Source organism: Lachnobacterium bovis DSM 14045 (genome assembly GCF_900107245.1).
GTDB lineage: Bacteria > Bacillota > Clostridia > Lachnospirales > Lachnospiraceae > Roseburia > Roseburia bovis.
The window spans coordinates 50,172-76,014 of sequence record NZ_FNPG01000007.1 but is presented as its reverse complement, the minus strand read 5'-3'; the positions used below and the strand labels follow the sequence as shown (position 1 = coordinate 76,014).

Sequence of the window (25,843 nt, the reverse complement as noted above, 5' to 3'; positions counted from 1 at the left end):
CTCCTAACTTTAATAATTTTGAATAATTAAGTTATTATTTTTTACTCATTGCGAATTTATTCTCGTTGCCACTTAATAATCTTATAATATTTGCTTTATGTCTCCAAATTCCCATACATGTAAAACATGCCGCTATAATGTCAAACTCAAATTCAAGGCTGAATCTGCTACTATCTATTCCTAGCATTCCTAAATGATTAAATACTACCACTTGAATCAAGAAAACTGAAATCATAATAATTGAACCTAATGAAACATATCTTGTTATTGCAACAATAGATATAAAAACTATTAAGCATATAATAGTCGCTAGTGGACATACTGCAAGAATAACTCCGGCAGTGCACGCAATTCCCTTTCCACCTTTAAATCCAAGATAAAATGGAAAATTGTGTCCTAAAACAGTTCCAAATCCAGCATACATTTCTAATATTTTAATCGAATCAGTAAACTGATTTCTAAAAATATATTTTATGATTAAAATTGCAAAAACTGCTTTAAAACAATCGCCCAAAAAAGTAATTAAACCCGCTTTTACTCCTAATGTTCTTAACGTGTTTGTAGTTCCAGCATTTCCACTTCCATGTTTTCTAATGTCAATGCCTTTGCTTTTTCCATAAAGATACCCTGTTTGAAAATTTCCGAATAAATAACCAACTAATAGAGCTATTAATCGTGCGAAAATCATTATTTTCCTTCCTTTCTCTCTCTAATTATGAATTTTAAAGCTGTTCCCTGGAAGCCAAATGTATCTCTTATACGGTTTTCCAAATATCTTGTATATGAGAAATGCATCAAGTTTCTATCATTAACAAAGATAACAAATGTTGGTGGTTTAACTGCAACCTGAGTAACATAGAATATTTTCAAACGTTTACCCTTATCTGTTGGTGGCTGCTGCATTGCAACTGCTTCTGTTACGATTTCATTTAACACACCTGTTTGAACTCTCATAGCATTATTCTCCATAACGACATCAATAAGTTCAAATAATTTATTTAATCTTTGTCCTGATTTTACAGAAATAAATAAAATTTCTGCATAAGGCATAAAGCTTAATACATCTCTAATCTCTTCTGTATGTTTTTTCATTGTCTTATTATCTTTTTCAATGGCATCCCATTTATTAACAGCGATAATAATACCTTTTCCTCTATCATGCGCAATACCTGCAATCTTAGCATCTTGCTCAGTTACACCTTCTGTTGCATCAATCATAATCACAACAACATCGGCTTTTTCAACCGCTGCAACTGCACGAATTATACTATATCTCTCGATATCCTCTTTAACTTTACTTTTTCTTCTAATACCTGCTGTATCAACAAAAAGATAATCTTTTTTATTATATCTAACATTAGTATCAATTGAATCTCTTGTTGTACCGGCTATATTAGAAACGATTGATCTATCTTCATTCGATAATTTATTAATAAGTGATGATTTACCAACGTTTGGTTTACCAATAACTGCAATCTTTGGTCTATCATCTTCCTCTTCTTCTCCTGCTCCTTCAGGAAAATGAGAAATAACTTCATCCAACATATCACCTAAGCCTAACTTACCTGATGCAGAAACTGGATGTGGATCGCCTATACCTAAATTATAAAATTCATATACATCTGCCATCATCTTATTAAAATCATCAACCTTGTTAACAACTAAAACAACTGGTTTTTTTGATCTTCTAAGCATATCAGCAACCTTTGAGTCAGCATCCTGTAATCCTTGTCTCACATCTACAATAAACATAATTACATCAGCAGTATCGATTGCTATCTGTGCCTGTTCTCTCATCTGTGATAAAATTATATCTTTACTTTCTGGTTCAATACCACCCGTATCAATCATTGTAAAATTTTTATCCAACCAGCTTACTTCTGCATAAATTCTATCCCTTGTAACACCTGGTGTATCTTTAACAATAGAAATTCTTTCTCCTGCTAAAGTATTAAACAATGTAGATTTACCAACGTTTGGTCTTCCTACTATCGCTACTATTGGTTTACTCATAATTTATATTCTCCTATCTAAATTTCGATATTAAAATCAAATATTTATTTGCAATTAAATATTTATTTACAATATTCAATTAATAATCTAAATGTGTTTGTTACTCCATCAATATGACTTCTCTCATAACCATGAGATGCATATACTCCAGCTCCAATCAAACCATGTTTTATATCATATCCAGCGCTTAAGGCAACATCTACATCAGAGCCATAAAAAGGATAAATATCGACTGCAAAATCAATATTATTTTCTTTTGAAATTTTAATCATTTTTGTTACAACATCATAATTGTATGGTCCTCTTGAATCTTTTGCACAGATTGAAACCTGTTTTTCTGTACAATTCAAGCCTTCACCTACACATCCCATATCAACAGAAATCATTTCTGTTACACCTTCAGGAATTGATGCAGCTCCACCATGTCCAACTTCTTCATAGACTGTTATATGATTATATATTCTTCTTGATGGTGTAATTTTATTATCTTTTAAATATTTAGCATAACCTAATAATATACCAACACTTAGTTTATCATCTAAAAATCTACTTTTAATATAACCTGATTTAGTAATTGTTGTACGTGGATTAAAGCAAATAAAATCACCAACCATTATACCAAGCTTATCTGTATCTTCTTTACTTTTTGTATCCTCATCAATAACAACTTCCATTACATCCCATGTACGCTTAGTATCATCATACTCTCCATTAACATGAACTGATGCATTAGTAAGCTGTAAAGTTCCAGTATATTCGCCATCAAAACGAGTATGAATTGTTACGTTTTCAGCTTCAGCATTATTGGCATTCATACCTCCTAATGGAGATAATTTAAGACGGCCATTTGATTTAACTTCTTTAACTATTCCGCCTAACGTATCAATATGGGCTGCTAAAACCAATCCATCTTCTTTATCTTTGCCACCTAGATCCACAAAAACTCCACCTTTTTGGGTAAGTTTAGCATCGTATCCTAATTTTTTATACTCTCCTACCACAAAATCCGCTACTTCTTTTGTAAAACCTGTTGGACTATCAATAGCTGTAATTTTTTTTAATTCATCTATAATGTAATCAATATATTCTTTTGTCTCCATTTCGTCCTCCTAAAAAGATGTCAAAATTATTTTATATACATAAAAGCGCCTAAATTACCGCGTTTTCCATTTGATGCTCTATGTGAATATAAATACTTCGAATTGCAGCATGTACATAGATTAGTTGTTGCAATGTTCTCTTTTAACACGCCAGCATCTTCTAAAACTATTTCATTTGCTCTCCATAAATCAAGTAAACATTTATCATTTTCCTTTTGAATTATTATCTCGTCTTCATGTCCAGCAAACTCATTTATAAATTCTTCAGCCACGTCTAAACTTACTTCATAGCATTGCTGACAAATTGATGGACCAATAGCACAAACAACATCTTGGGGGTCTGTATTGAATTCTCTTGCCATTGCCTCAAGAGTCACCTTACCCATTCTTTTTACTGTTCCACGCCAGCCTGAATGGCTTAATCCTATTGCTTTATTCTTTGAATCCACAAAATAAAGTGGTACACAATCTGCATAAAAAGTTGACAAAACAAGTCCTGGCTCATCAGTAATTAACCCATCAATATTATCATATGGAAGTTTTTTAACAACACCATTTCCTGCATCTTTCTTTGTAACTTTTAATACATTCGTTGTATGTGTCTGTGATGTTAAAACAAAATCATTTAACGTACACCCTAAAGCACACGCTAAACGTCTGTAATTTTCAAGAACATTTTCAGGATCATCTCCTCTGGTAAAACTTAGATTTAATGATGATAAATGTTCTTTACTCACTCCACCTTCTCGAGTTGTAAAACAATGATTTACTATACCTGTTTCATCAATTTTAGTAAATTTTAGTAATGGTAATACTATCTTATTATTATTTGTTTTATCGTTTTCAATTGTGTAATTTACTAAATTAAAAACTTTTTGATTATTCTTATACTTCAAGTCCATTTCTAATATTCAAATCACCTTTACATATTATTTCATACTCCAAACGCATTTTGAATATGCTCTATCTTGTTATTTAAAATAGAAACAACATCAAATCTCATTGGCACATCAACAAGATTGTTACTCATTATAAAATAATTAGCAACAGCAATTATGTTTTTTTGTTTTTTATAATCGACCGCTTCCTCCGGCCAACCATATCTGGCGCTACTTCTATATTTTACTTCCACAAAGACTATACTTTCTTTATCTCTAGCAATAATATCAATCTCGCCAATTCTATTACGATAATTAAACGTAATAATATGATAGCCATTCTTTTCTAAAAAAACAGCCGCCTGCTTCTCGCGTTCCTGCCCAACTTTACGTTTGTTGTATTTATTATTTCTTTTATTAATATTGTATTTCATCTTTTATATTCTTAAAAAATGAAAAACTGAAAAAAACATACAAATTATATTTTACATTCGAATTCTATTTCTGTCCACTTTTTTATTTGAATTCATCTATTTATATATTCTATTTCATTTTCCAATACAATGCAATACATTTATTAAAATTTTTTATCTAATTATAGTTAAGCTATTTTTGCTTTTAACTTATCCATATCATCTACAAAAACAAGAATTTCAGCTACAATCTCATACAATTCTGGAGGAATAACATCGCCAATCTCAAGTTTAGATAAAGTGTCAGCCAACTTATTATCCTTATACAACGGTACCTCATTTTCTTTAGCTGTTTCAATAATTTTATCAGCTAGATTTCCCTTGCCTGTAGCCAAAATCTTTGGTGCTTTATCGCCAGGCTCATATGCTAGGGCTACAGCTGTTTTTTCTTTTTTCTTATCTGAAACATCAACCTCCTTTGAAGATTGTACTTTTTTTGATTGTATTTTTTTTTTATCAATTTTTTTCTTATTTAGTATTCTCTCATCCATAATCACGCCCTCATATCAAATGAAAATCTTTTAACTGGTCCCGCTGTTGGCAAATCTTTTTTCAAAAAGTCTTCAACAAAATTTATTTTCTTTTTTTCATTAACAACCTCTAAAGTACAAGCATATCCTAATTTATTGAGTTTGCTTAACAGCATAGGTAAATTCGCAAAAATCAAATCATATGATGCATCATCCTCTACAAAAAAATTTGTTTTTAAATTTTTATCTTTAAGCTTGATTGATACATCGGTGGTTCCTAAATTATCGAGTTCTAAATGTAAAAAAGCAGATAATTCACCCTTTTTTTCTTTTAGATTTTTTCTATTCGTATAAAGATACAATTCTCCATTAACATCCTGTTTTGTCATTTTAAGTGGAATTTGAACATAATTATAAATATTATTTACCTGATTCATAAAATCAAGGTTTCCTCTAATCTCGGATATTGTCGACATCAATGCAGTTTTATTTTGACTTACTGCATTAACAAGTTCCTCGATTTGTGTAATCTGATAATCTAATTTTTTATATAATTGTGTAATTTTTCCATTTTCTTTTAACTGTTCCGGTTCAATTAACCATTGTTCTTTTATAATTGACTCAACAAATCCCTTATATTCTTTACTTAATATAAGAGATAATATATCCTTCTCGCTAACTGCCGGATTATTCATAAGAGATTTTATTTGATTTAATATATCTGCCACTTCTAACTTACTAAAATTTGAATTCAAATTTTCACTCTTTTGCACATTACCATCAATTGTTTGTTTCTCTTGATTTAAGGTGCTTAAATCGGGATTCTTTGTATCAACATTTTGAGAATTATTTTGCACATCAATATTTTCATTTTGTATGCCACCACTCTTTGTTTGAGTATCAGCATTCTTCTCTTGTGAGTGAATTGATGTCATATCATTCTTCTCTAAAGCAATTACGTTTTCTTCTTCAGCAAGCACCTCACCTTTATTAATTGACGTTTCTGCTAAAACATTTCGATTTTCTGCAATCTTAGCATTTTCTGATTGAAACATTTTTATCATTTTCAAAAAATCTTTTCCCTCATCCTGCTGTCCTTCAATTTGCAATATCTTATCTAATAACATATTCACTTCTTCTTTATCTAAAACCTGTTCTACTTTAACGTTTTCTAATCCTTTTGATACAATATCAAGAAGTTTAACATTATTAGACTCTATTTGTTTAATTGGAATACTTGGATCAGATATATTTTTTACCAGATTATTTAAAACATCATTTAATTTATTAGTTATTGCTTGCTTATCATTTAGATAGTTTTCAAATTGATATGCTCTTTGTTCAGTAATAGGAATATCAAATTTAGTCATTTGTACAACCGTTTTAACATCTATATTGCTAAAATTAACAATTTGTCTGTACATTTTGGCCAAACTCTCCTTGTCAATTGGCAAACCCTCATGCATCATCTCCTGAACCATCTTAAGGGTCTGCACATTAACATCTATGGACGCTTCTTTTAAAGCATTAGCAAGAATAGGATTATTGCCTTCAGTTCCAGAACTATATGGCCTTATTTCTATTGTACTTGTAGAGGCTGATTTAACCTCAAAAAATAAGGACTGTCCTGGTGCAACTTGTACACCATTATCAAGACGCGCCTCTATTTTTTGTCCATCAGACAAAGCAATACTTACCTTATCATTTTTTACTGAAACGACAGTACCCTCAAAGACGTCTCCAGCCTTCATATCCTGTATTGTGGAAGTCTTTCCAACATTTTTTGCATTAATATTTGTATCTAGTTTTTGCTTATTTATATTATTATATTTATCATATAAATTAGAAATTTGCATTTTTATACCCCATTTCCAAATTAAATAATAATTTTACCTATAATATCTCCTATAATACACAAAACCCTTACAAAGAAAAAATTTTCAATGCTATTCAAATAAATAACTTGCTCTATCTAAATACTATTATACTATTTATTATTTGGTAATACAAAATTTTTTATAAATGTTGCTCTATGTATCGGTGATGGTCCTACTTCTTTTAATGCCTTGATATGCTTAGCTGAACCATATCCTTTGTTAGACGCGAAATCATATTCAGGCATAATTTTATCGTATTCAACCATTAATCTATCCCTTGTTACTTTTGCAACTATACTAGCTGCTCCAATTGAAATACTTTTTGCATCACCTTTTATAATTGGCACCTGTTGAATCTGCACTTTTGGGATAGTAACTGCATCATTTAACAACAAATCTGGCTGTGGAGAAAGTTTGCTAATAGCTTGTCGCATTGCCTCATATGTTGCTTGCAAAATATTTATTTCATCAATCCTAGCCGGTGAAACCAATCCTGTTGACCAAGCCACAGCTTCTCGTGTAATCTGATCATATAACTGTTCTCTCTTTTTTTCAGATAGTTTTTTAGAATCATTTATATACAAAATATGACAATCCTTTGGCAAAATAACTGCTCCCGCAACAACTGGACCTGCTAATGGGCCTCTGCCAACCTCATCGATTCCACATATAAACTCACAGTCACTATATTGTTTTTCAAATTTTTTAATAGTCTCAATTCTATCAAGTTCTGCTTCATAAGCCTCTAATTTTTTTTTAGCTCTTTCAACTAGTTTAACTACTCCACTTCTTTCATCCGATGAATAATTATTAATAAATTCAAGAAGCTCTATTTCCTTTAAATTAGCTAGCTCTTCTTTTATGTCTCCAATCTTCTTACTCATAATCCCCGCACCATTCTACTGTAATCTTGCCAAGTGTTCCGCTTCTGAATTCATCTATCAGAAGAATTGCAGCCTTGCTAAAATCAGGTTCATTTCCTTTTGAAACACAGTTTCTATTTTTAGCAATTTCATATATTATATCTATCTCTTTTGCATCCTCATTTACATTATAACGTTCATGTAAAATTCCAGCATATTTTTCTTTTAATAATTTGATTAATTCCACTGCCAACTCATCTGTGTTTAATATTTCATCCTTAATTGAACCTACCAAAGCTAATCTAAGACCTACTAATTGATCTTCAAATTTAGGCCAAAGAATTCCTGGTGTATCTAAAAGTTCAACATTCTTTCCTAATCTAATCCATTGCTTACCTTTTGTAACACCTGGTTTATTTCCTGTTTTTGCAACAGCTTTTCCAGCATATGAATTTATGAAAGTAGATTTTCCTACGTTAGGAATTCCCACAACCATTGCTCTAATTGGTCTGTTTTTAATACCACGTTTTCTATCTCTTTCTATTTTTTCTTTGCAAGCTTCCATTATAATATCTGTAATTTTCTTCATACCTTTTTTGGCTCTAGCATCTAATCCATATACAAAATATCCTTTTTCTTGAAAAAACTTGCTCCACTCTTCGCTTTGTCTTTTATCAGCCAAATCAGACTTATTCATCAAAATTAATCTGAATTTGTTTTTTCCCAATTCATCTATATCAGGATTTCGACTACTAAGTGGAATTCTTGCATCGACTAGCTCAATTACCAAATCAATAAGTTTAATATCTTCTTGCATTTGTCTTTTAGCTTTAGTCATATGACCTGGATACCATTGAAAATTCATATAAAACCTCTTTTCTAAAAAATAATATAAGTTATGTATGTTGCATTTTCGTTTTATTATCGTTATTTCATTGTTTGATTCTTATTTTACAAAACCAACTCTAGAAAATGGAACAACTTTCAACCATGCTTTTCCTTCTATATATTTAGCTTTAACATTTCCAACACTAGAATATCTACTATCCTCACTGTTGTTTCTATTATCTCCTAAGACAAAATATTCATCTTTGTTTAATCTAATCTTTTTATTGGCAATACCAGGATTTTCGATTGTCGCAACTCTACGATTTTCCTGAAGCATCTTCCCGTTAATATATATCATTCCATTTTTTATTTGCACAGAATCACCTGGAGTAGCTATAACTCTTCGCAAATAATATGGAGACTTCTTATTTCCATTTGGTTTAAATACTATAATATCATTTTTTTTAGGTTTAGAAACCTTATATATAAATTTATTTACCAAAACCTGTTCATCACTATACAAACTTGTTTCCATTGATTTTCCGACAACACCAACCCGTTTACCGAAAAAGAACACCGTTATGAAAGCCAATAATACAACTATTATTATTTCCACAATCCAAATGCTTACGCTCCTAACTGCCTTATGGTTAACTTTTCGTTTTTTTCTTGTAAAATCAAGACCTTTTCTGCTCTTAAATAACATAAATTACCTCCTCAAAAGTTAATTTATTGTAATTATAATGTGAAAAAAGGCAGATGCCACAAAGCATCTGCCACATTAAACAAAAATTATTTAACGATTTCTTTAACTTTAGCTGCTTTACCAACACGATCTCTTAAGTAGTAAAGTTTAGCACGTCTTACTTTACCTTTACGTACAACTTCTACATTAGCAACGTTTGGTGAATGTAATGGCCAAGTCTTTTCTACTCCAACACCGTTAGAAAGTTTTCTTACTGTAAATGTAGCACGGTTGCTTCCACCCTGTTTTTTAATTACAGTTCCTTCAAAGATCTGGATTCTTTCACGGTTTCCTTCTTTGATTTTAGCGTGAACTCTTACAGTATCACCTGTGTTAAATGCTGGAACTTCAGCTTTTAATTGTTCTTGTTCAATTTTTTTGATAATTTCGTTCATTTTGTGACCTCCTATTATTTTGATGTTCTTAAAGCATATCTTGCTACAGAGGACCATCTCTTATTCACAATACAACATTAAAATATTATCATGATTACAGTGCACCTGTCAAGCTATTTACTTATAAAAAATATATTAACTTTTTCCTTTGCTTGATATAAATACACTGTATCAATAACTTTACCAAAATAAGACATTTCATTATCTGTAAACCAAAAAACTGGCATAACATCTAAATCTAGCATATCATTTATAAGAGCCGTCAAAAGAGTCTTTTTATAAAAATCCAAGTCACCTTGTTCTTCATTTTCAGCTTTGATTTCAGAAACAATCGGCAAACCAAACGTTCTCATATCTACTTTTGCCAATGTTTTATCCTGATTAAAAACTTCAAATGTATTTATATCTACCTTTGGATGTCTCATAGCCTTTATTGATAGCCTATTTTTTTGTGTATATACCAATTGAGCGAATTCTTTTTTTATGGCTCTTCCTCCATAAAAATCTTCAAGTTTTTTATTAGTCCGGCAATCATGGCTTATTATTTTTAATACAGAATCAGTGCTTGACTCTCCCATTGACGTTAATAACGTCATATCATTTATTAAAGAAATCACGTCCGCTTTCTCTGAGATTGGTGCATAATAATAACAAAGTGTTTCTTCATCTTGAATCAAAATCTGATTTTCATCTTCAAAAATAACATTTGCACGCCCCATCTCCAAAACATTAATCATATCTGCATAATTTAGCTTGTTTTTTTTCAAAACATCTATGCATTTTTGACTTGTTTTAAATTTGAGATACAAATCGTATCTTCTTTCCTTTGTTCTCTTTATTGACTGTTCAAGACGCCATTTTTCAACTTCTTTTGTGTTTCCTGACAAAATAACATCTGGAACTTTCTTACCTCTCCACACCTCTGGTCTTGAATATTGTGGATACTCTAAAAGATTATTATGAAATGACTCTGTTTCAGCGGATAAATCGTTATGCAACACCCCTGGGACAAGTCTAGATATAGCATCTATCATTACCATTGTTGGTAATTCTCCACCTGTTAAAACATAATCACCAATCGAAACATAATCTGTCACAATCTCTTCTAATACTCTTTCATCAATTCCTTCATAATGTCCACAAAGAAAAATTAATTCATCACTTTGTGATAGCTCTTTTGCTTTTTTTTGGGTAAAAGGTTCTCCTTGCGGAGTTACATAGATTACTCTCTTTTTTTTATTCGGTTGAATATTTGATTCTACACTTTTATAAGCCAAATAAACTGGCTCCGCTTGCATAAGCATACCAGCTCCGCCACCATATGTATAATCATCAACTTTATTAAATTTATTATTTGAATAGTCGCGAATATTTATTGCTTCTATTGATATCAATCCATTTTTTATTGCTCTACCAATAATACTTGTATTTAATCCATGCATTACCATTTCTGGAAATAAAGTTAAAATATGAAAATTCATCATATGCTCCTCTACTATCTTAAACCAGGTAAAAGATGAATCACTATACGATTTTCCTCAAGATTAACTTCTCTTACACATTGTTCAATTGCTGGAACCAAAATATCTTTGACTCCTTTATTTTTTATAACATAAACATCATTGGCACCTGTTTGTAACACATCCGATATCTTTCCAAGATTCTCGCCCTCATCAGAAACGGCATCTAATCCAATTAAATCAGCAATAAAATATTCATTTTCTTCTAATTCAACTGCATCTTCACGGGTTACTAAAATAGGGCACTTTTTATATTTTTCAATATCATTGATATTATCATAGTTTTTAAATTTAAGAATAACTAGATTTTTAAAAAATTTAACCTTTTCTATTTCAAGTTCTAATTCTTCTTTTCCAGTATCTAAATATACTGTTTTCAAATCTAGAAATCTCTGTGCATCATCAGTCGTTGGGAAAACTTTAACTTCTCCACGAATTCCATGAGTACTTGTAATTACACCTACCTGCAATTTATCTCTCATCAACTTTCTCCTTATTGCATTCTACTTTATATTGCATTCTACTTGTCGTATTTTTCTTATCACATTACATTTATCTAACGCGTAAAAATTTATATTACAAAAACGAAAAAGACCGCCTCAAACGAGACGGTCGTAGGATTACTGCATAATCTCAACAATTACTTTTTTGTCTTCTTTTGAGGCAGCGGCTTTAACAACTGTACGTAATGCCTTAGCAATACGACCCTGTTTGCCAATCACTTTGCCCATGTCAGACTGTGAAACACGTAATTCCAAAACAATTGCTTTCTCATTTTCAGATTCAGTTACAACAACCTCTTCTGGATAATCGACTAGCGATTTTGCAATTACTTCAACTAATTCTTTCATTACGTCCACCTCTCAAATCCTATTTTTCGATACCAGCATTTTTGAAAAGTCTAGCAACTGTTTCTGTTGGTTGAGCACCATTAGCTAACCATTTTTTTGCTAATTCTTCGTTTACATGATATTCTGATGGATCCTTTGTTGGATCATATGTACCAATCTCTTCGATGAATCTACCATCTCTTGGAGATCTTGAATCTGCAACGATGATTCTATAGAAAGGAGCTTTTTTGTGTCCCATTCTTCTTAATCTAATTTTAACTGCCATTGTTTCACCTCCTAATAGTTCTTTATGCACAATGCATTTATGTTAAAAAGGAAGTCCCTTGAACAATCCTTTTTTACCACGTTTACCACCGCCAAACATGCCTGGCATCTGTTTCATCATTTTTTTCATCTGTTCAAACTGCTTAATCAATTTGTTTACTTCTGAAATATTCACTCCAGCGCCCTTTGCAATACGGTTTTTTCTACTTGGATTCATAACCTTTGGATTTCTTCGTTCTTCCGGAGTCATTGAATATATAATAGCTTCAATTCTAGCCATATTCTTCTCCGCTTCATCCGAATCAAAATCAGGCAACTTAGAACCCATTCCTAATCCTGGAAGCATACCCAAAATGCTTGATAGGCCACCCATTTTTCTCATTTGACTCATAGATTCAAGATACATTTCAAAATCAAACTCATTCTGTTTCATTTTGCGTTCAAGCTCTTTAGCTTTATTCTCATCTATTGTCTCTTGAGCCTTTTCAATCATTGTTAGAACATCACCCATTCCCAAAATACGTGATGTCATTCTATCTGGATAAAACTGCTCTAAATCCGAGAGTTTCTCACCCATACCTACGAAAAGAATTGGTTTTCCTGTTACAGCTCTAATTGAAAGAGCAGCACCACCTCTAGTATCACCATCTAACTTAGTTAAGATGACACCATCAACTCCAACTTTCTCATCAAAAGTTCCAGCAACATTAACCGCATCCTGACCTGTCATGGAATCAACTACTAGTAATGTTCTATGAACATCAACTGAATTCTTGATTTCTACCAACTCGTCCATCATCTCTTCATCAATATGTAAACGACCAGCTGTATCGATAATCAATACATTATTTCCATTCGAAATCGCATGATTAACTGCCGCTTTGGCAATATCTGCAGGCTTATTCTTATTGCCCATTGCAAATACTTCAACGCCTTGTTTCTCGCCATTGATTTTTAACTGTTCAATAGCTGCAGGTCTATATACATCACAAGCTGCTAATAAAACCTTCTTACCTTTACTCTTTAACTTTCCAGCAATCTTAGCCGTTGTTGTAGTCTTACCAGCACCTTGTAAACCAACCATCATAATAATAGTTAATTCGTTACTAGGCTTAAAATCTATCTCTGTAGTTTCAGAACCCATAAGCTTAGTCATCTCTTCATTAACGATTTTGATAACCATTTGACCAGGATTCAAGCCATTCATAACATCTTGGCCGATAGCTCTCTCTTGAACACTTTTAGTAAACTGTTTAACTACTCGAAAGTTTACATCTGCCTCAAGCAAAGCCATCTTAACTTCTCTTAGAGCTGCCTTTACATCGTCTTCTGTTAAACGACCTTTGCTTCTTAAATTTTTAAATACATTTTGTAATTTTTCTGATAAACTATCAAATGCCATATTATAATTCCTCTATTATCTGATTAGATATAGCCTCAATTTGATTAATAATCTCTATCTGTGGCTCTCCTTTGAACTTTCTAGTCAATTTATGAATCTCCGCCACTTCATCTTTAATCACCATAAACTTCTTAACCAAATGGAGCTTATCCTCATATCCTTCTAATTTTCTAGTACATCTCTTTATCATATCACTTACACCCTGTCTAGTGATATTTCTTGTTTCTGCAATTTCCCCTAAGGATAAATCATTGAAGACAAAATCTTCATATACCTGACGCTGATGCTCATTGAGCAACTCGCCATAAAAATCATATAAAAAAGCCTGTTCTATTTTTTCTTCCATGTCTATCACCTTGAATAGATTAACATAAGAGAATGTAGATGTCAAGTATTTTTTCTTGATAGAACATATTTTCGATTTTTGTTTGTTTTTCTTAAAAAATTCTATTTATCAATTTAAATTATACTTTATTTGTAATGCTTTATATTATGCTTTATTTATAATTATTCTTAGCAAAAAAGGACATCCTTCATGAATACAATATAAATCGTATTCATGCTTTTTGCCCTTTTTTTATAAATATTATTAATTAATAATCATCTAAACTTGAATCTGAATCATCGTCATCAAATGGAGAATTTTTGTCATTATATTTACTACTATAATCATCGTCATCATCGTAGTCTTTATCGTCACCATCTTTATTATTTGGATAGTCACTCTTATATCTCTTCTTATATGTTGGTTTGCTATCCTTGAAACTATCGTCCTTAGTTCCTTTTTTTATCATTTGATCTATTAGCTTTTTAGCTGTGTCAATTGGAATAGCAAAACCCATTCCCTCTACGCTTGTCGCAGAATACTTAGCAGAATTAATTCCAATCAATTCACCTTTTGCATTTAGTAACGCTCCACCACTGTTTCCTGGATTTATGGCTGCATCTGTTTGAATTAATTTATTTGTATACTTTTTGCGTCCGCTTTCATCTGATGAAGAAACTTTTCTATCAACTGCACTAATTATACCAGTTGTTACTGATTGTCCATATCCCAATGCATTTCCTATGGCTATAGCTGATTCGCCAACTTTTGTTTCACTTGAGGTACCTAATGTGGCAACTTTAATTTTTTTCTTTGTATCACTTGATAAAGATGATAATTTGACTTTAATTACAGCTAAATCATTTTTTGCAATATTTCCTTGTACTTCAGCATCAGCGACTTTACTATCGCAAAATTGAACTGTTAAGTCCTTAGCTCCATCAACCACATGATTGTTAGTTACAATGTATAAGGTTTTACCATCTTCTTTTACTATAATTCCACTACCAACACTCTTTTGTTCTTTAACGGCCCTTTCACCAGTGAAATAAGAAGACACTTCTTTTTCCGAAATATTAGTAATTGCAACAATAGATGGCATTGTATGCTTCACTATACCCGAAACATCATTATTTTTTATAAGCGTTTTTTTGTTTTTTGAAACAGGCTTTAAGTCTTCTGATTCTCTATTTTCTATTAATGATTTAAACTGGGTTCTATACACATAATACGATCCTGCAAAGGACCCTCCAGCAAGTGCACCGCATGTTATTAAAATTAATAAAAACTTAGCTATTTTACTTTTGCCTTTTTTTCTTGTACTTTCATTAATATCTTGACCTTTTGATTCATTCATATACAATGTCCTCTCCTTTATATTCACATTTTTTAATTTCATATAATCTTTTAAAAAAATAATAAAACATTATTATGTTTAAAAAATGTGAATATTCCAACTAATCTATGTTTACTTTGTGTCAACTATGTGAAGGCCTTTTAAAACTGTTGATAAAATATCTTATAAATTTGTCTGAACAATTTTAGGATCATAGCCATTATCCTTCAATGTCTTTAAAATCTCTTTTTTATGTTCAGTTCCAAAACTTTCTAATGTAATCTGCAATTCAACTGCTGCACTACGATTAGTTGTAACGAACTGATTATGTTCAAGCTTAATCACATTTCCTTTTGATTTTGCAATAACATCTGCAACTTTTGAAAGTTCCCCTGGCTTATCTGGTAATAAAACTGAAAAACTAAAGATTCTATCTCTAAAAATCAAACCATGCTGAACAACAGATGACATTGTAATAACATCCATGTTACCACCACTTAAAATTGAAACAACTCTCTTATTTTTTACTTTAAGGTGTTTCAAAGCTGCAACTGTCAATAAGCCTGAATTTTCAACTATCATTTTATGATTTTCAACCATATCAAGGAATGCTACGATCAATTCATCATCATCAACTGTAATAACTTCATCAATGTTTTTTTGTAAGAATGGGAAAATCTTGCTTCCTGGTGTCTTTACTGCTGTTCCATCTGCAATTGTGTTAACTTTTGGAAGAGTTACAACTTTTCCTTCTTTTAATGACGCCTGCATACAAGCTGCACCTGAAGGCTCTACACCAATAACTTTAATTTTAGGATTTAATAATTTAGCTAAAGTTGAAACACCTGTTGCTAATCCGCCGCCACCAATTGGTACTAAAATGTATTCAACTAATGGTAGTTCTTTAAAAATTTCCATTGCAATACTTCCTTGACCTGTTGCAACCTGTAAATCATCAAACGGATGAATAAATGTATATCCTTCTTTTTTAGCTAACTCAAGAGCATAAGCACATGCTTCATCATACACATTACCATGTAATACTACTTCTGCACCGTAACTCTTTGTTCTATTTACTTTAATAAGTGGTGTTGTAGTTGGCATAACAATTACTGCTTTAGCTCCATAACATTTTGCTGCATATGCTACGCCCTGTGCATGGTTTCCTGCTGATGCGGTAATTAGTCCTTTTTTTCTTTCCTCATCTGATAATGTGCTAATTTTATAATATGCTCCGCGAACTTTATACGCTCCAGTAAACTGCATATTTTCAGGTTTTAAATAAACTTTATTACCTGTCTGCTCACTTAAATAATCACTATAAACTAGTTTTGTCTCTAGTGTAACCTCTTTGACTTTTTCACTTGCTTCTTCAAATTTGTCCAATGTTAACATAATATTATTCCTTTCTTACTTCAAACATATATATAAAATTATTGATCTTCGTTTACATCAAATAATGCATCAATAAATTCATTTGCATCAAACTTCTGTAAATCATCAATAGTTTCACCTACTCCAATATATTTTACAGGCACTGACAATTCTGATTGAATTGCAACAGCGATACCACCTTTTGCAGTACCATCCATTTTTGTTAAAACAATACCTGTAATATTAGCGACTTCAGAAAACTCTTTAGCCTGCGCAAGAGCATTTTGACCTGTTGTTGCATCTAATACAACCAATGTTTCTTTGAAAACTCCTGCATATTCTTTTTCAATAATTCTGTTAATTTTACCTAATTCATTCATTAAGTTTTTCTTATTATGAAGTCTACCAGCTGTATCAACTAATAACACATCAGCGTTTCTTGCTTTTGCAGCTGCAACAGCATCATACACTACTGAACCAGGATCTGCGCCCTCTGTTCCACCAATCATGTCAACGCCGCTTCTATTAGCCCATTCTTTTAATTGATCTCCGGCTGCAGCCCTAAAAGTATCTGCTCCAGCAATTACAACCTTTTTACCTTCTGCTTTAAATTTGCCAGCTAGCTTACCAACTGTTGTTGTTTTACCAACACCATTTACACCAATAATTAAAACAACTGATTTTTCTTCTTCAAATTTATAATCAGTAGAATCAACTTTCATTTGATTTCTAATACTGTCAATTAACAACTGTTTACACTCTTGAGGGTCTTTGATATGATTTTCTTTAACTTTATCACGCAATTCATCTAAAATCTGCTCTGTTGCACGAACTCCTAAATCACCCATAATAAGAATTTCTTCTAGTTCTTCATAAAAATCTTCATCAATCTTCGAAAAGCCACTAAAAACAGAGTCTAAACCAGACACAATATTATTTCTTGTCTTACTAAGTCCTTCAACAAGTCTTTTGAAAAATCCCTTTTTCTCCTGCTTTTCCTCTTTGGCACTCATCTGTGCCTCTAAATTTTTTTCAATATTTTTTTCGAAATTAAACATATATCTTTCCCTTTCGTTTAATTTGTAATATTTATGGGTATGCAACCTAAATTACATACCCTAAAAATCGATATACAATATCTATTATATTACTCTGACAAGTCTTTTTCAATCAAATCTACAGAAACTAATGTAGAAACACCCTTTTCTTGCATTGTAATACCATACAATCTATCCGCTGCATTCATTGTACCACGTCTATGCGTAATTACAATAAATTGCGTATTATTTGTTAAATTGCTGAGATATTTAGCATATTTTGATACGTTTGAATCATCAAGCGCAGCTTCAATTTCATCCAATAAACAAAATGGTGATGGTTTTAATGCCTGTATAGCAAATAATAAAGCGATAGCAGTAAGAGCTTTTTCACCACCGGACAATTGCATCATATTTTGCAATTTTTTTCCTGGTGGTTGTGCTATAATCTTAATTCCACACTCTAAAATATCTTCGCCTTCTGCCAATTCAAGTGAACCCTTTCCTCCTCCAAACAGTTGTTTGAAAGTTGAATTAAATGTTGCTTGAATTTCTTTGAATTTTTCCGAGAATTGTTTTCTCATACCTTCATCCAAATCAGAAATAATTCCAACTAATGATTCTTCAGCCTTAATCAAATCATCATGCTGAGTCTTTAAAAACTCATATCTTGTGGACACTTCTTTATACTCTTCAATCGCATTTACATTGACATCACCTAGTTTTTTAATGTCGTCCTTTGTTTCCTGAATCATTTTTCGTAACTGATCTTCATTTGAAAATTCATCACTTTCTAATTCAAGTGCAGCATGAGGTGTTAACTCGTACTCATTCCACATGTAGTTAGTCTTTCTATCGTGTTCTTCTACTAGTTTTTCTTTTTTAGAATTTAGTCTAAATATTTCCTTATCTAAAAGAGAAAGCTTAGTTGTAACCTCTTCTTGTTTCTCGAAAAATCCTTTATGAATAACAGATAATTCTTCTTTCTTTTTTAAATCTCTCTCTAAAGTTTCCTGCCATTTAGTGTATGCATCTGATGAATTTGCAATTGTTTTCTTGATTTCTTCTATTGAATTTTTCTTTTCTTCAATTTCATCTTTTGCCAAACTAGCATTTTCAACTAATAGTGCTCTTTCTTTATTATGTTTAGATATTTCTTCATCTAAACGTTCAATATTCTCGTTAATATAATTAACTTCCTGAACTATATTTGCCTCTTTTAATTTTATTTCAGCTAACTTTTCTAATGCAGTATCTTCTTTTTTTAGATCTCCATCCATTTGCACTTTCAATTCTAGCGACAATTTTTCCAATCTTGTCGTTTCATTTTGTGCATTCTCAAGTTGTTGTTCTATTTCCTTTGTTTGATTATTAATATCTATTAATTGTTGTTCTATTTCATCATTTTCTTTTTTAAGTGTCTTATAAATATCGTCACTTTTACCTTTTTGTTCTTCTACACGTTTCAAATTCAAATCAGCCGTATTCTTTTCAAGGCTTAATTCCTGCAATTGTTTTCTTAATGAATTATTTTCATCTTCATTTAGAATTCTTGCAGTATCAATATCTCCACGTCTAGCTTTTAATTTATCTTTCATTTCGATAACATCTTGTAACTCTTTTTCTAGTTCTTCGATTTCTCTTTGTCTAGATAAAAGATTAGAAGAATTCTTAAAGGCACCACCAGCTAAAGTTCCGCCTGGGCTTAAATATTCTCCATCTAATGTAACCATGTGTAACGAATATTTAAACTTTTTAGCAATTGCTAAAGCATTGTCAATATGATCAACAACTATAACTCTACCTAGTAAATAAGCACAAATCTCTGCATATTTAGGATCACATTTAACTAATTCATTAGCCATTCCTATAGCACCCTTACACTCTAATGCTTCCTCGCTCTTAGGATTTCTTCTTCCAGTAACACTAGTAACTGGTAAAAATGTGGCACGGCCATAACGATTTTTCTTTAAGAATTCTATCATTTCTTTGGCAGTATTTTCATCTTCTGTAACAATATTTTGCACATTACCGCCAAGAGCTGTTTCAATCGCAACTTCATACTTTTTATCAGCCTTAATCAAATCAGAAACGACTCCACAAATCTTAGGATTTTCACTTTTTTGTTCCATTACACGTTTAACACTGTTTCCAAATCCTTCATATCTTTCTGCAATGTTTTTTAGAGTTTCTAACTTAGAGATAACTTTATGATATTTTTCATTATTTTCCTCTATATTCTTAGAATTCTCTTTTAATTTGTTCTTCCATGTAACGACATTTTTTTCTGCCTCATTTTGTTTTTTTCTTAAAGCATCAATTCTAACATTAACTTCTTCAACTGCTTTTTCAAATTCTTTAACATTAGAATCAATATCTTCTTCTTCACTTTTTCTAGCCAAAAGTCTTTGATTAAGTTGAGCTTTCCTAATATTGACCTGTTCTATTAAGGTCTTCTGCTGTTGCTTCTTTCCTTCAAGTAAAGTCTTATCTTTTATATTTTGGATAATGTTAGCCTGACTCTCATCAAGTCGAGCTCTTTTCGACTGATTTTCTTTTTTTAACTCATTTACCTCAGTCTCAATCTTTATACGTTCTTCCGAAATCTGTTGTTTTTTATCATCAATTTCTTTTTTCTTTTTAAGATACTCACGCTTTGCATTATCCTTTTCTTCTTTATCTTTATCAATAGAATTTAATCTATTTTTATAATGCTCATCAGTATTTTCAGCCGCTTTAATCTGTTCTTTAAGGACGTTTATTTGTCCTTCAAGCCTATTCTTATTAAGAGATGAATTATTAATATTTTCCTTTGTCTCATTAATTTCAGAATCTATTTTTTCAATATCCTGTTCTAATTTTTCGTATTCATTTTTAATATTCTGATATTTTTGTGAGACTTCATTTTTTTGCTCATCCGCAATTTTGAATTTTGCATCAATATCATTTTTTTCAGTCTCTAATCTCTTATTTTCCATAAGAAATTTATTAACTTCGTATTTTTTTAGGTTTTCTTTGTATTTCAAGTAATCTTTAGCTTTTTCAGATTGCTTCTCTAGGGGTCCTACTTGTCTTTCTAATTCCGACAAAATGTCATTAACTCTGACAAGATTTTCTCGTTCTTCTTCAAGTTTTCTTTGTGCAGTCACTTTACGTTTTTTAAATTTTACGATACCTGCAGCCTCATCAAAGAGTTCCCTCTTTTCTTCTGGTCTACCGCTTAATATTTTATCAATCTGACCCTGACCGATTATTGAATACCCCTCTTTACCGATACCTGTATCATAAAATAACTCTGACACATCTTTTAATCGACATGGACTACCATTGATTAGGTATTCACTTTCACCAGAGCGATATACTCGTCTGGCAATCGTTACTTCTTCATAATCAATTGCTAACTGATGATCTGCATTATCCAATGTAATCGCAACATAAGCGTAACTTAAAGGTTTGCGATTCTCTGTTCCCGCAAAAATAACATCTTGCATAGATGCCCCTCTTAATTGTCTGGCACTTTGTTCTCCAAGTACCCAACGAACAGCATCCGCTACATTACTTTTTCCACTTCCATTTGGTCCAACAATTCCTGTTATTCCATTATGAAAATCAAATACTATTTTATTGGCAAAAGATTTAAATCCATGAACCTCTAAACTTTTTAAATACATTCTTTATCCCCTTATATTTGGTTTTAATTTTAGTAAAGTTTTATATGCTGCATCTTGCTCTGCTGCTTTTTTAGTGTGACCCGTTCCAGTTTCTATTTTCTGTCCATCCAACAATGCTTCAACAGTAAATGTCTTTGCATGATCTGGTCCCTCTTCTTTTACAACAACATATTGAAGCTCTTTATGTTCACCTTGCACAACTTCCTGCAAGATAGTCTTGCTATCATAAAAGAGCTGTTTTTGCTGGATATCATTTAAAATAAAACTATATACAAACTCTTTTGCACTAGCAAAACCACCATCTAGATATATTGCTCCAATTATTGCTTCAAGCGCATCAGATAAAATTGATTTTCTTTTTCTTCCACCTGTTTTATCTTCACCATTACCAAGATATAGGTATTCTCCTAAATTTATATCTTCTGTACACAATGCCAATGTTGGTTCACAAACCATACTTGCTCTTAATCTTGTTAATTTACCTTCTTGAACATTTGGATAATTAACGTATAAATATTCACTTGAGACTATTTCAAGAACTGCGTCTCCTAAAAATTCTAACCTTTCATTATCTGAAAACTTTTTTAATTTTTTTTCGTTAGCATATGAACTATGTGTTAATGCTTGTCTTAATAATCCTTCATTATTAAACTCATACTTAATTATTTTTTGAAATTCTTTTAATTTAGTTGACAATTTTTTCTCCTTTATGCTTAACTATAACAGACACCCACCGAAGTACCAAATTGATCAACAATCCAATACGGCGGTGGGTGATTTAATATCATTTAGCAAATTATTAATTAATCTTGATTTCTAGTAACTGCTTTGATTTTATCCACAGCATCACCTACAGTTATAATACTTTCAGCTTCCTCATTTGGAATCTCAACTCCAAATTCTTCTTCAATTCCCATAATAATTTGGAATACGTCTAAAGAATCTGCCCCAAGATCATCTACAAATGTTGTTTCTTTAGTAATTTCACTTTCATCAACGTTCAAAACATCGACAATAATTGCTTTAATTTTTTCAAATTCCATACTTTCATTTCCTTTCCTAATTAATTATTTATCTTTTGATAATTCTTCTTTAGTTGAATTATCGACTATTCTTTCTTTAATCTTTTCATTTATGCATTGTTCTTTAAAAGTAACACATTGAAAAATTGAATTAGTAATCTCTTTTGCTTTTGAACTACCATGAGTTTTTACAACCAATCCATTCAAACCAAGTAATGGTGCACCTCCATATTCAGATGCATCGAACGCTTTAAGGGTTTTCTTAAGAGCAGGTTTAACTAATAATGCGCCCAATTTACTTCTTAAAGTCGACATAAGCCCTTTCTTTACTACACGTAATAAAGTAGAACTTAATCCTTCATATAATTTCAGAATAACATTGCCTGTAAATGCTTCACACACAATAACATCCGCATAGCCATTAGGAATATCCCTTGCTTCTATACTTCCTACAAAATTAATATCTTCGCATTCTTTAAGTAATGGGAATGTTTCTTTCACAAGAGCATTACCTTTTTCTTCTTCTGCGCCAATGTTTACTATTGCAACTTTTGGATTCTTAATTCCAACAACATTCTCCATGTAAATAGAACCCATCTTCGCAAATTGTACCAAATGTGATGCTCTAGCATCAACATTAGCACCACAATCTATCAACAATGAAACGCCCTTTTCTGTAGGAATAAGTGGAGCTAAAGGTGGTCTTTCGATACCACGAATACGGCCAACAATTATCTGACCTCCAACTAACACAGCTCCCGAACTTCCTGCTGATACAAAAGCGTCTGCATTTTTTTTCTTAACCAAATTCATTCCTATAACGATTGATGATTCTTTTTTCTTACGAATCGCCATAACTGGTGGTTCGGCCATTTCAATCACTTCAGGAGCATCTACAACTTCAATCTGCTCTCTAGGATATGAATACTTTTCTAATTCTTTTTCTATAATACTTTGCTGTCCTACTAAAAGAACTTTTATGTCATCTCTTGCATTAACAGCATCAATAGCACCTTTAATCGCTTCCTGCGGAGCATTATCGCCGCCCATTGCATCAAGTGCTACAACTGTAATCTTCTGCATAACCTCTCCTCCTTACGCGTCTATTAAAAATATACTATAATTTAATTCATAAATCAAGGAAAAAGTGGGTCTATAACAGCAAAAGACCTTCTGGAAATACAAACCAGAAGGCCTAACATATGCTATAATTAGTTTGCTTTTTCTACGATGGATTTCATTGAATAATATCCACAGCTTTTACAAACTCTGTGTGGCATCATAAGTTCTCCACAATTGCTACATTTTACTAAGTTTGGAGCTTTCATTTTCCAGTTAGCTCTTCTCTTATCTCTTCTTCCTTTAGAAGATTTATTCTTTGGACAAATAGACATTTGCTTACACCTCCTTAAATTTATTAAATACGTCTTGGATTGCTGCCATTCTTGGATCAAGCTCTGTTCTTTGGCAATTGCACTCTCCTTTATTAAGATTCGTACCACAAACCTTACAAATTCCTTTGCAATCTTCTTTACATAGAACTTTCATTGGCCAGTTCACCAAAATTTCGGCGTAGACAAGCTTATCTACATCCAAATTGAATCCAATCAGGTAGTCTGTTGTTTCCATATCTTCATCAACAGCAGAACCATTATCTATGTTAAGTTCTTTGTCAATGCTACATTCAATAGCTGTTGGAACTGTCTCCAAGCATCTACTACACGGTACATCAAGAACAATCTTGATTTCTCCCTTAATTTGAAGCTTACTGTTCTCAACATTCTTAATTAAAAGAGAGACCGGATGTTTTTCTCGAATAGGAAATTCGCCTAAACGTGACTTAATAGTAGACATTTCAACATCTACTACATGTGTCTCTTCTTTGTTAATTGTTTTTAATAAATCTGAAATACTAATAATCACTGTACACTCCTATTCATACCTAAACAATTATACATATCGGATTTCGTTTTGTCAATAACTATTTTACAAGAGCAACTGTTTCTCTACAAATGGCTAATTCTTCATTAGTTGGGATAACACAAACCTTAACTTTAGAATCTTCTGTAGAAATTAATGCTTCTTCAGCCATTGTTGCAAGATTAACTTCATCATTCATTTTTACTCCAAGATAATCAAAGTAACTCATAATGCTCTTTCTTAATTTTCCTACGTTTTCTCCAATACCAGCTGTAAATGCAATTGCATCAACACCATTCATTGCCGCCACATAAGAGCCAATATATTTTGCAACTTTATATGAAAATACATCCATTGCTGCCTGGCATCTCTTATCTCCTTCAGCTGCTCCTGCTCTAATATCTCTGAAGTCTGAAGATTTACCTGAAATTCCATGAATTCCTGAATCTTTATTCAATACATTCATTACACCTTCAATTGATAAGTTTTCTTTTTTAGCAATAAATTCCATGATTGCTGGATCGATATCACCTGAACGTGTTCCCATAACAAGTCCTTCAAGTGGAGTAAGACCCATTGATGTATCAACGCTCTTTCCGTTTAATACTGCACTTACAGATGCTCCGTTACCTAAGTGTGCAACAATAATTTTAGAATTATTAATATCTAATCCTAAAAATTCAGCTGTTCTCTTAGAAACAAAACTATGACTTGTTCCATGGAATCCATATCGTCTTACCTTATACTTTTCATAATATTTATATGGTAAACCGTATAAATATGCTTTTTCTGGCATAGTCTGATGAAAGGCCGTATCAAACACACCTACCATTGGAGTATTTGGCATTAGTTCTTTACATGCATTAATTCCAATTAAGTTAGCTGGATTATGAAGTGGTGCAAGATCATTGCATTCTTCAATAGCTTTTAAAACTTCTGGTGTAAGAAGAGTTGAAGATGAGAATTTTTCTCCACCATGTACTACTCTGTGTCCTACAGCATCAATTTCACTAAGTTCTTTGATTGCACCTGTTTTATCATTAACTAGAGCATCTAATACAAATTGGATTGCCTGTTTATGTGTTGGCATATCTAATTCTGAAATTTCTTTATCTAATCCACTCTTTTGATACACAAGACGTCCGTCTATCCCAATTCTTTCGCAAAGACCTTTAGCCAAAACCTTCTCTGTTTCAGAATTAATAAGCTGATATTTTAGTGATGAACTACCACAATTAACAACTAATACGTTCATATTATTATCTCCTCTTTTGATTAATTTTTTGTAAGAAGCATTAGCCTTTCCCTACCTCTATTATACCTAATGCTTAAACACACTCTTTAATTATAAACTGATTTCAATTTGCTTACAAGACAAAAAATATAATTGCACTACGTTTTGTACAATTTTTTAGAAAAAATAATGTTTTTTTTAGACTATATTTATAAACCTTTTATAATTAACAAAAAAATGCTATT

Annotated in this window: 26 protein-coding genes and 1 pseudogene; all 27 read right to left on the bottom strand. The window is 31.7% G+C overall.

Annotation, left to right across the window (positions count from 1 at the left end):
- Positions 1–34 precede the first annotated feature (34 nt).
- Positions 35–688: a glycerol-3-phosphate 1-O-acyltransferase PlsY gene (gene plsY, locus BLV79_RS03245; protein WP_074716143.1), complete on the bottom strand. Its 654-nt coding sequence runs from the start codon at positions 686–688 to the stop codon at positions 35–37.
- Positions 688–2,013 (bottom strand): ribosome biogenesis GTPase Der, encoded by a 1,326-nt coding sequence (gene der / locus BLV79_RS03240; RefSeq protein ID WP_074716142.1) that lies wholly within the window; start codon positions 2,011–2,013, stop codon positions 688–690. Before der ends, plsY begins: the two co-directional genes overlap by 1 nt.
- A gap of 62 nt (positions 2,014–2,075) precedes the next feature.
- Positions 2,076–3,113 carry a M42 family metallopeptidase gene (locus tag BLV79_RS03235; RefSeq protein WP_074716140.1) on the bottom strand — a complete coding sequence of 346 codons (1,038 nt, stop codon included), beginning with the start codon at positions 3,111–3,113 and terminating at the stop codon, positions 2,076–2,078.
- Positions 3,114–3,139: 26 nt separating this feature from the next.
- The gene (pgeF, locus tag BLV79_RS03230) at positions 3,140–4,015 is read right to left on the bottom strand and encodes a peptidoglycan editing factor PgeF (protein WP_074716139.1); all 876 of its coding nucleotides are present in this window, start codon (positions 4,013–4,015) and stop codon (positions 3,140–3,142) included.
- A gap of 32 nt (positions 4,016–4,047) precedes the next feature.
- Entirely contained in the window at positions 4,048–4,425 is a 378-nt protein-coding gene (locus tag BLV79_RS03225; RefSeq protein WP_074716137.1) for a YraN family protein, read from the bottom strand.
- 167 nt (positions 4,426–4,592) lie between these two features.
- Complete coding sequence (locus BLV79_RS03220) at positions 4,593–4,910, bottom strand: EscU/YscU/HrcU family type III secretion system export apparatus switch protein (protein ID WP_074716235.1); 318 nt, start codon at positions 4,908–4,910, stop codon at positions 4,593–4,595.
- Between the two features lie 47 nt (positions 4,911–4,957).
- Complete coding sequence (locus tag BLV79_RS03215; protein WP_074716135.1) at positions 4,958–6,790, bottom strand: flagellar hook-length control protein FliK; 1,833 nt, start codon at positions 6,788–6,790, stop codon at positions 4,958–4,960.
- Positions 6,791–6,921: 131 nt separating this feature from the next.
- The gene (locus tag BLV79_RS03210) at positions 6,922–7,695 is read right to left on the bottom strand and encodes a ribonuclease HII (RefSeq protein ID WP_074716133.1); all 774 of its coding nucleotides are present in this window, start codon (positions 7,693–7,695) and stop codon (positions 6,922–6,924) included.
- On the bottom strand, positions 7,688–8,539 hold the full coding sequence (ylqF, locus tag BLV79_RS03205; protein ID WP_074716131.1) for a ribosome biogenesis GTPase YlqF: 852 nt from the start codon (positions 8,537–8,539) through the stop codon (positions 7,688–7,690). The genes BLV79_RS03210 and ylqF overlap by 8 nt, the downstream gene beginning before the upstream one ends.
- An 81-nt stretch (positions 8,540–8,620) precedes the next feature.
- Positions 8,621–9,208 carry a signal peptidase I gene (lepB, locus tag BLV79_RS03200; protein WP_074716129.1) on the bottom strand — a complete coding sequence of 196 codons (588 nt, stop codon included), beginning with the start codon at positions 9,206–9,208 and terminating at the stop codon, positions 8,621–8,623.
- An 86-nt stretch (positions 9,209–9,294) separates the two neighbouring features.
- Positions 9,295–9,642, bottom strand: a complete 348-nt coding sequence (gene rplS, locus BLV79_RS03195) for a 50S ribosomal protein L19 (RefSeq protein ID WP_022748355.1) — start codon at positions 9,640–9,642, stop codon at positions 9,295–9,297.
- A 779-nt stretch (positions 9,643–10,421) separates the two neighbouring features.
- Positions 10,422–11,123, bottom strand: a pseudogene (gene trmD, locus BLV79_RS13390) (tRNA (guanosine(37)-N1)-methyltransferase TrmD); the annotation flags it as partial.
- Positions 11,124–11,137: 14 nt separating this feature from the next.
- Positions 11,138–11,644: a ribosome maturation factor RimM gene (gene rimM / locus BLV79_RS03185; RefSeq protein ID WP_074716127.1), complete on the bottom strand. Its 507-nt coding sequence runs from the start codon at positions 11,642–11,644 to the stop codon at positions 11,138–11,140.
- A 138-nt stretch (positions 11,645–11,782) separates the two neighbouring features.
- Positions 11,783–12,013, bottom strand: a complete 231-nt coding sequence (locus tag BLV79_RS03180; RefSeq protein ID WP_029067340.1) for a KH domain-containing protein — start codon at positions 12,011–12,013, stop codon at positions 11,783–11,785.
- Between the two features lie 19 nt (positions 12,014–12,032).
- The gene (gene rpsP / locus BLV79_RS03175) at positions 12,033–12,278 is read right to left on the bottom strand and encodes a 30S ribosomal protein S16 (RefSeq protein WP_022748349.1); all 246 of its coding nucleotides are present in this window, start codon (positions 12,276–12,278) and stop codon (positions 12,033–12,035) included.
- Positions 12,279–12,320: 42 nt separating this feature from the next.
- Positions 12,321–13,679 carry a signal recognition particle protein gene (ffh, locus tag BLV79_RS03170; RefSeq protein ID WP_074716126.1) on the bottom strand — a complete coding sequence of 453 codons (1,359 nt, stop codon included), beginning with the start codon at positions 13,677–13,679 and terminating at the stop codon, positions 12,321–12,323.
- A gap of 1 nt (position 13,680) precedes the next feature.
- The gene (ylxM, locus tag BLV79_RS03165) at positions 13,681–14,025 is read right to left on the bottom strand and encodes a YlxM family DNA-binding protein (protein WP_074716124.1); all 345 of its coding nucleotides are present in this window, start codon (positions 14,023–14,025) and stop codon (positions 13,681–13,683) included.
- Between the two features lie 247 nt (positions 14,026–14,272).
- On the bottom strand, positions 14,273–15,361 hold the full coding sequence (locus BLV79_RS03160) for a S1C family serine protease (protein WP_074716122.1): 1,089 nt from the start codon (positions 15,359–15,361) through the stop codon (positions 14,273–14,275).
- Positions 15,362–15,523: 162 nt separating this feature from the next.
- Positions 15,524–16,735, bottom strand: a complete 1,212-nt coding sequence (gene ilvA, locus BLV79_RS03155; RefSeq protein ID WP_074716120.1) for a threonine ammonia-lyase — start codon at positions 16,733–16,735, stop codon at positions 15,524–15,526.
- Between the two features lie 38 nt (positions 16,736–16,773).
- A complete protein-coding gene (ftsY, locus tag BLV79_RS03150; RefSeq protein WP_207645667.1) occupies positions 16,774–17,727 on the bottom strand; it encodes a signal recognition particle-docking protein FtsY in 954 nt (317 codons plus the stop codon).
- 134 nt (positions 17,728–17,861) lie between these two features.
- The gene (gene smc / locus BLV79_RS03145; protein ID WP_074716116.1) at positions 17,862–21,422 is read right to left on the bottom strand and encodes a chromosome segregation protein SMC; all 3,561 of its coding nucleotides are present in this window, start codon (positions 21,420–21,422) and stop codon (positions 17,862–17,864) included.
- 3 nt (positions 21,423–21,425) lie between these two features.
- Positions 21,426–22,118: a ribonuclease III gene (rnc, locus tag BLV79_RS03140; RefSeq protein ID WP_074716115.1), complete on the bottom strand. Its 693-nt coding sequence runs from the start codon at positions 22,116–22,118 to the stop codon at positions 21,426–21,428.
- Positions 22,119–22,225: 107 nt separating this feature from the next.
- Positions 22,226–22,465, bottom strand: coding sequence for an acyl carrier protein (gene acpP / locus BLV79_RS03135; RefSeq protein WP_074716113.1), 240 nt, complete (start codon positions 22,463–22,465; stop codon positions 22,226–22,228).
- 24 nt (positions 22,466–22,489) lie between these two features.
- Positions 22,490–23,527: a phosphate acyltransferase PlsX gene (plsX, locus tag BLV79_RS03130; RefSeq protein WP_074716112.1), complete on the bottom strand. Its 1,038-nt coding sequence runs from the start codon at positions 23,525–23,527 to the stop codon at positions 22,490–22,492.
- Positions 23,528–23,655: 128 nt separating this feature from the next.
- Entirely contained in the window at positions 23,656–23,838 is a 183-nt protein-coding gene (gene rpmF / locus BLV79_RS03125; protein WP_022748335.1) for a 50S ribosomal protein L32, read from the bottom strand.
- Between the two features lie 4 nt (positions 23,839–23,842).
- Positions 23,843–24,367: a YceD family protein gene (locus BLV79_RS03120; protein WP_242871419.1), complete on the bottom strand. Its 525-nt coding sequence runs from the start codon at positions 24,365–24,367 to the stop codon at positions 23,843–23,845.
- 58 nt (positions 24,368–24,425) lie between these two features.
- Complete coding sequence (locus BLV79_RS03115) at positions 24,426–25,619, bottom strand: acetate kinase (protein WP_074716110.1); 1,194 nt, start codon at positions 25,617–25,619, stop codon at positions 24,426–24,428.
- Positions 25,620–25,843 lie beyond the last annotated feature (224 nt).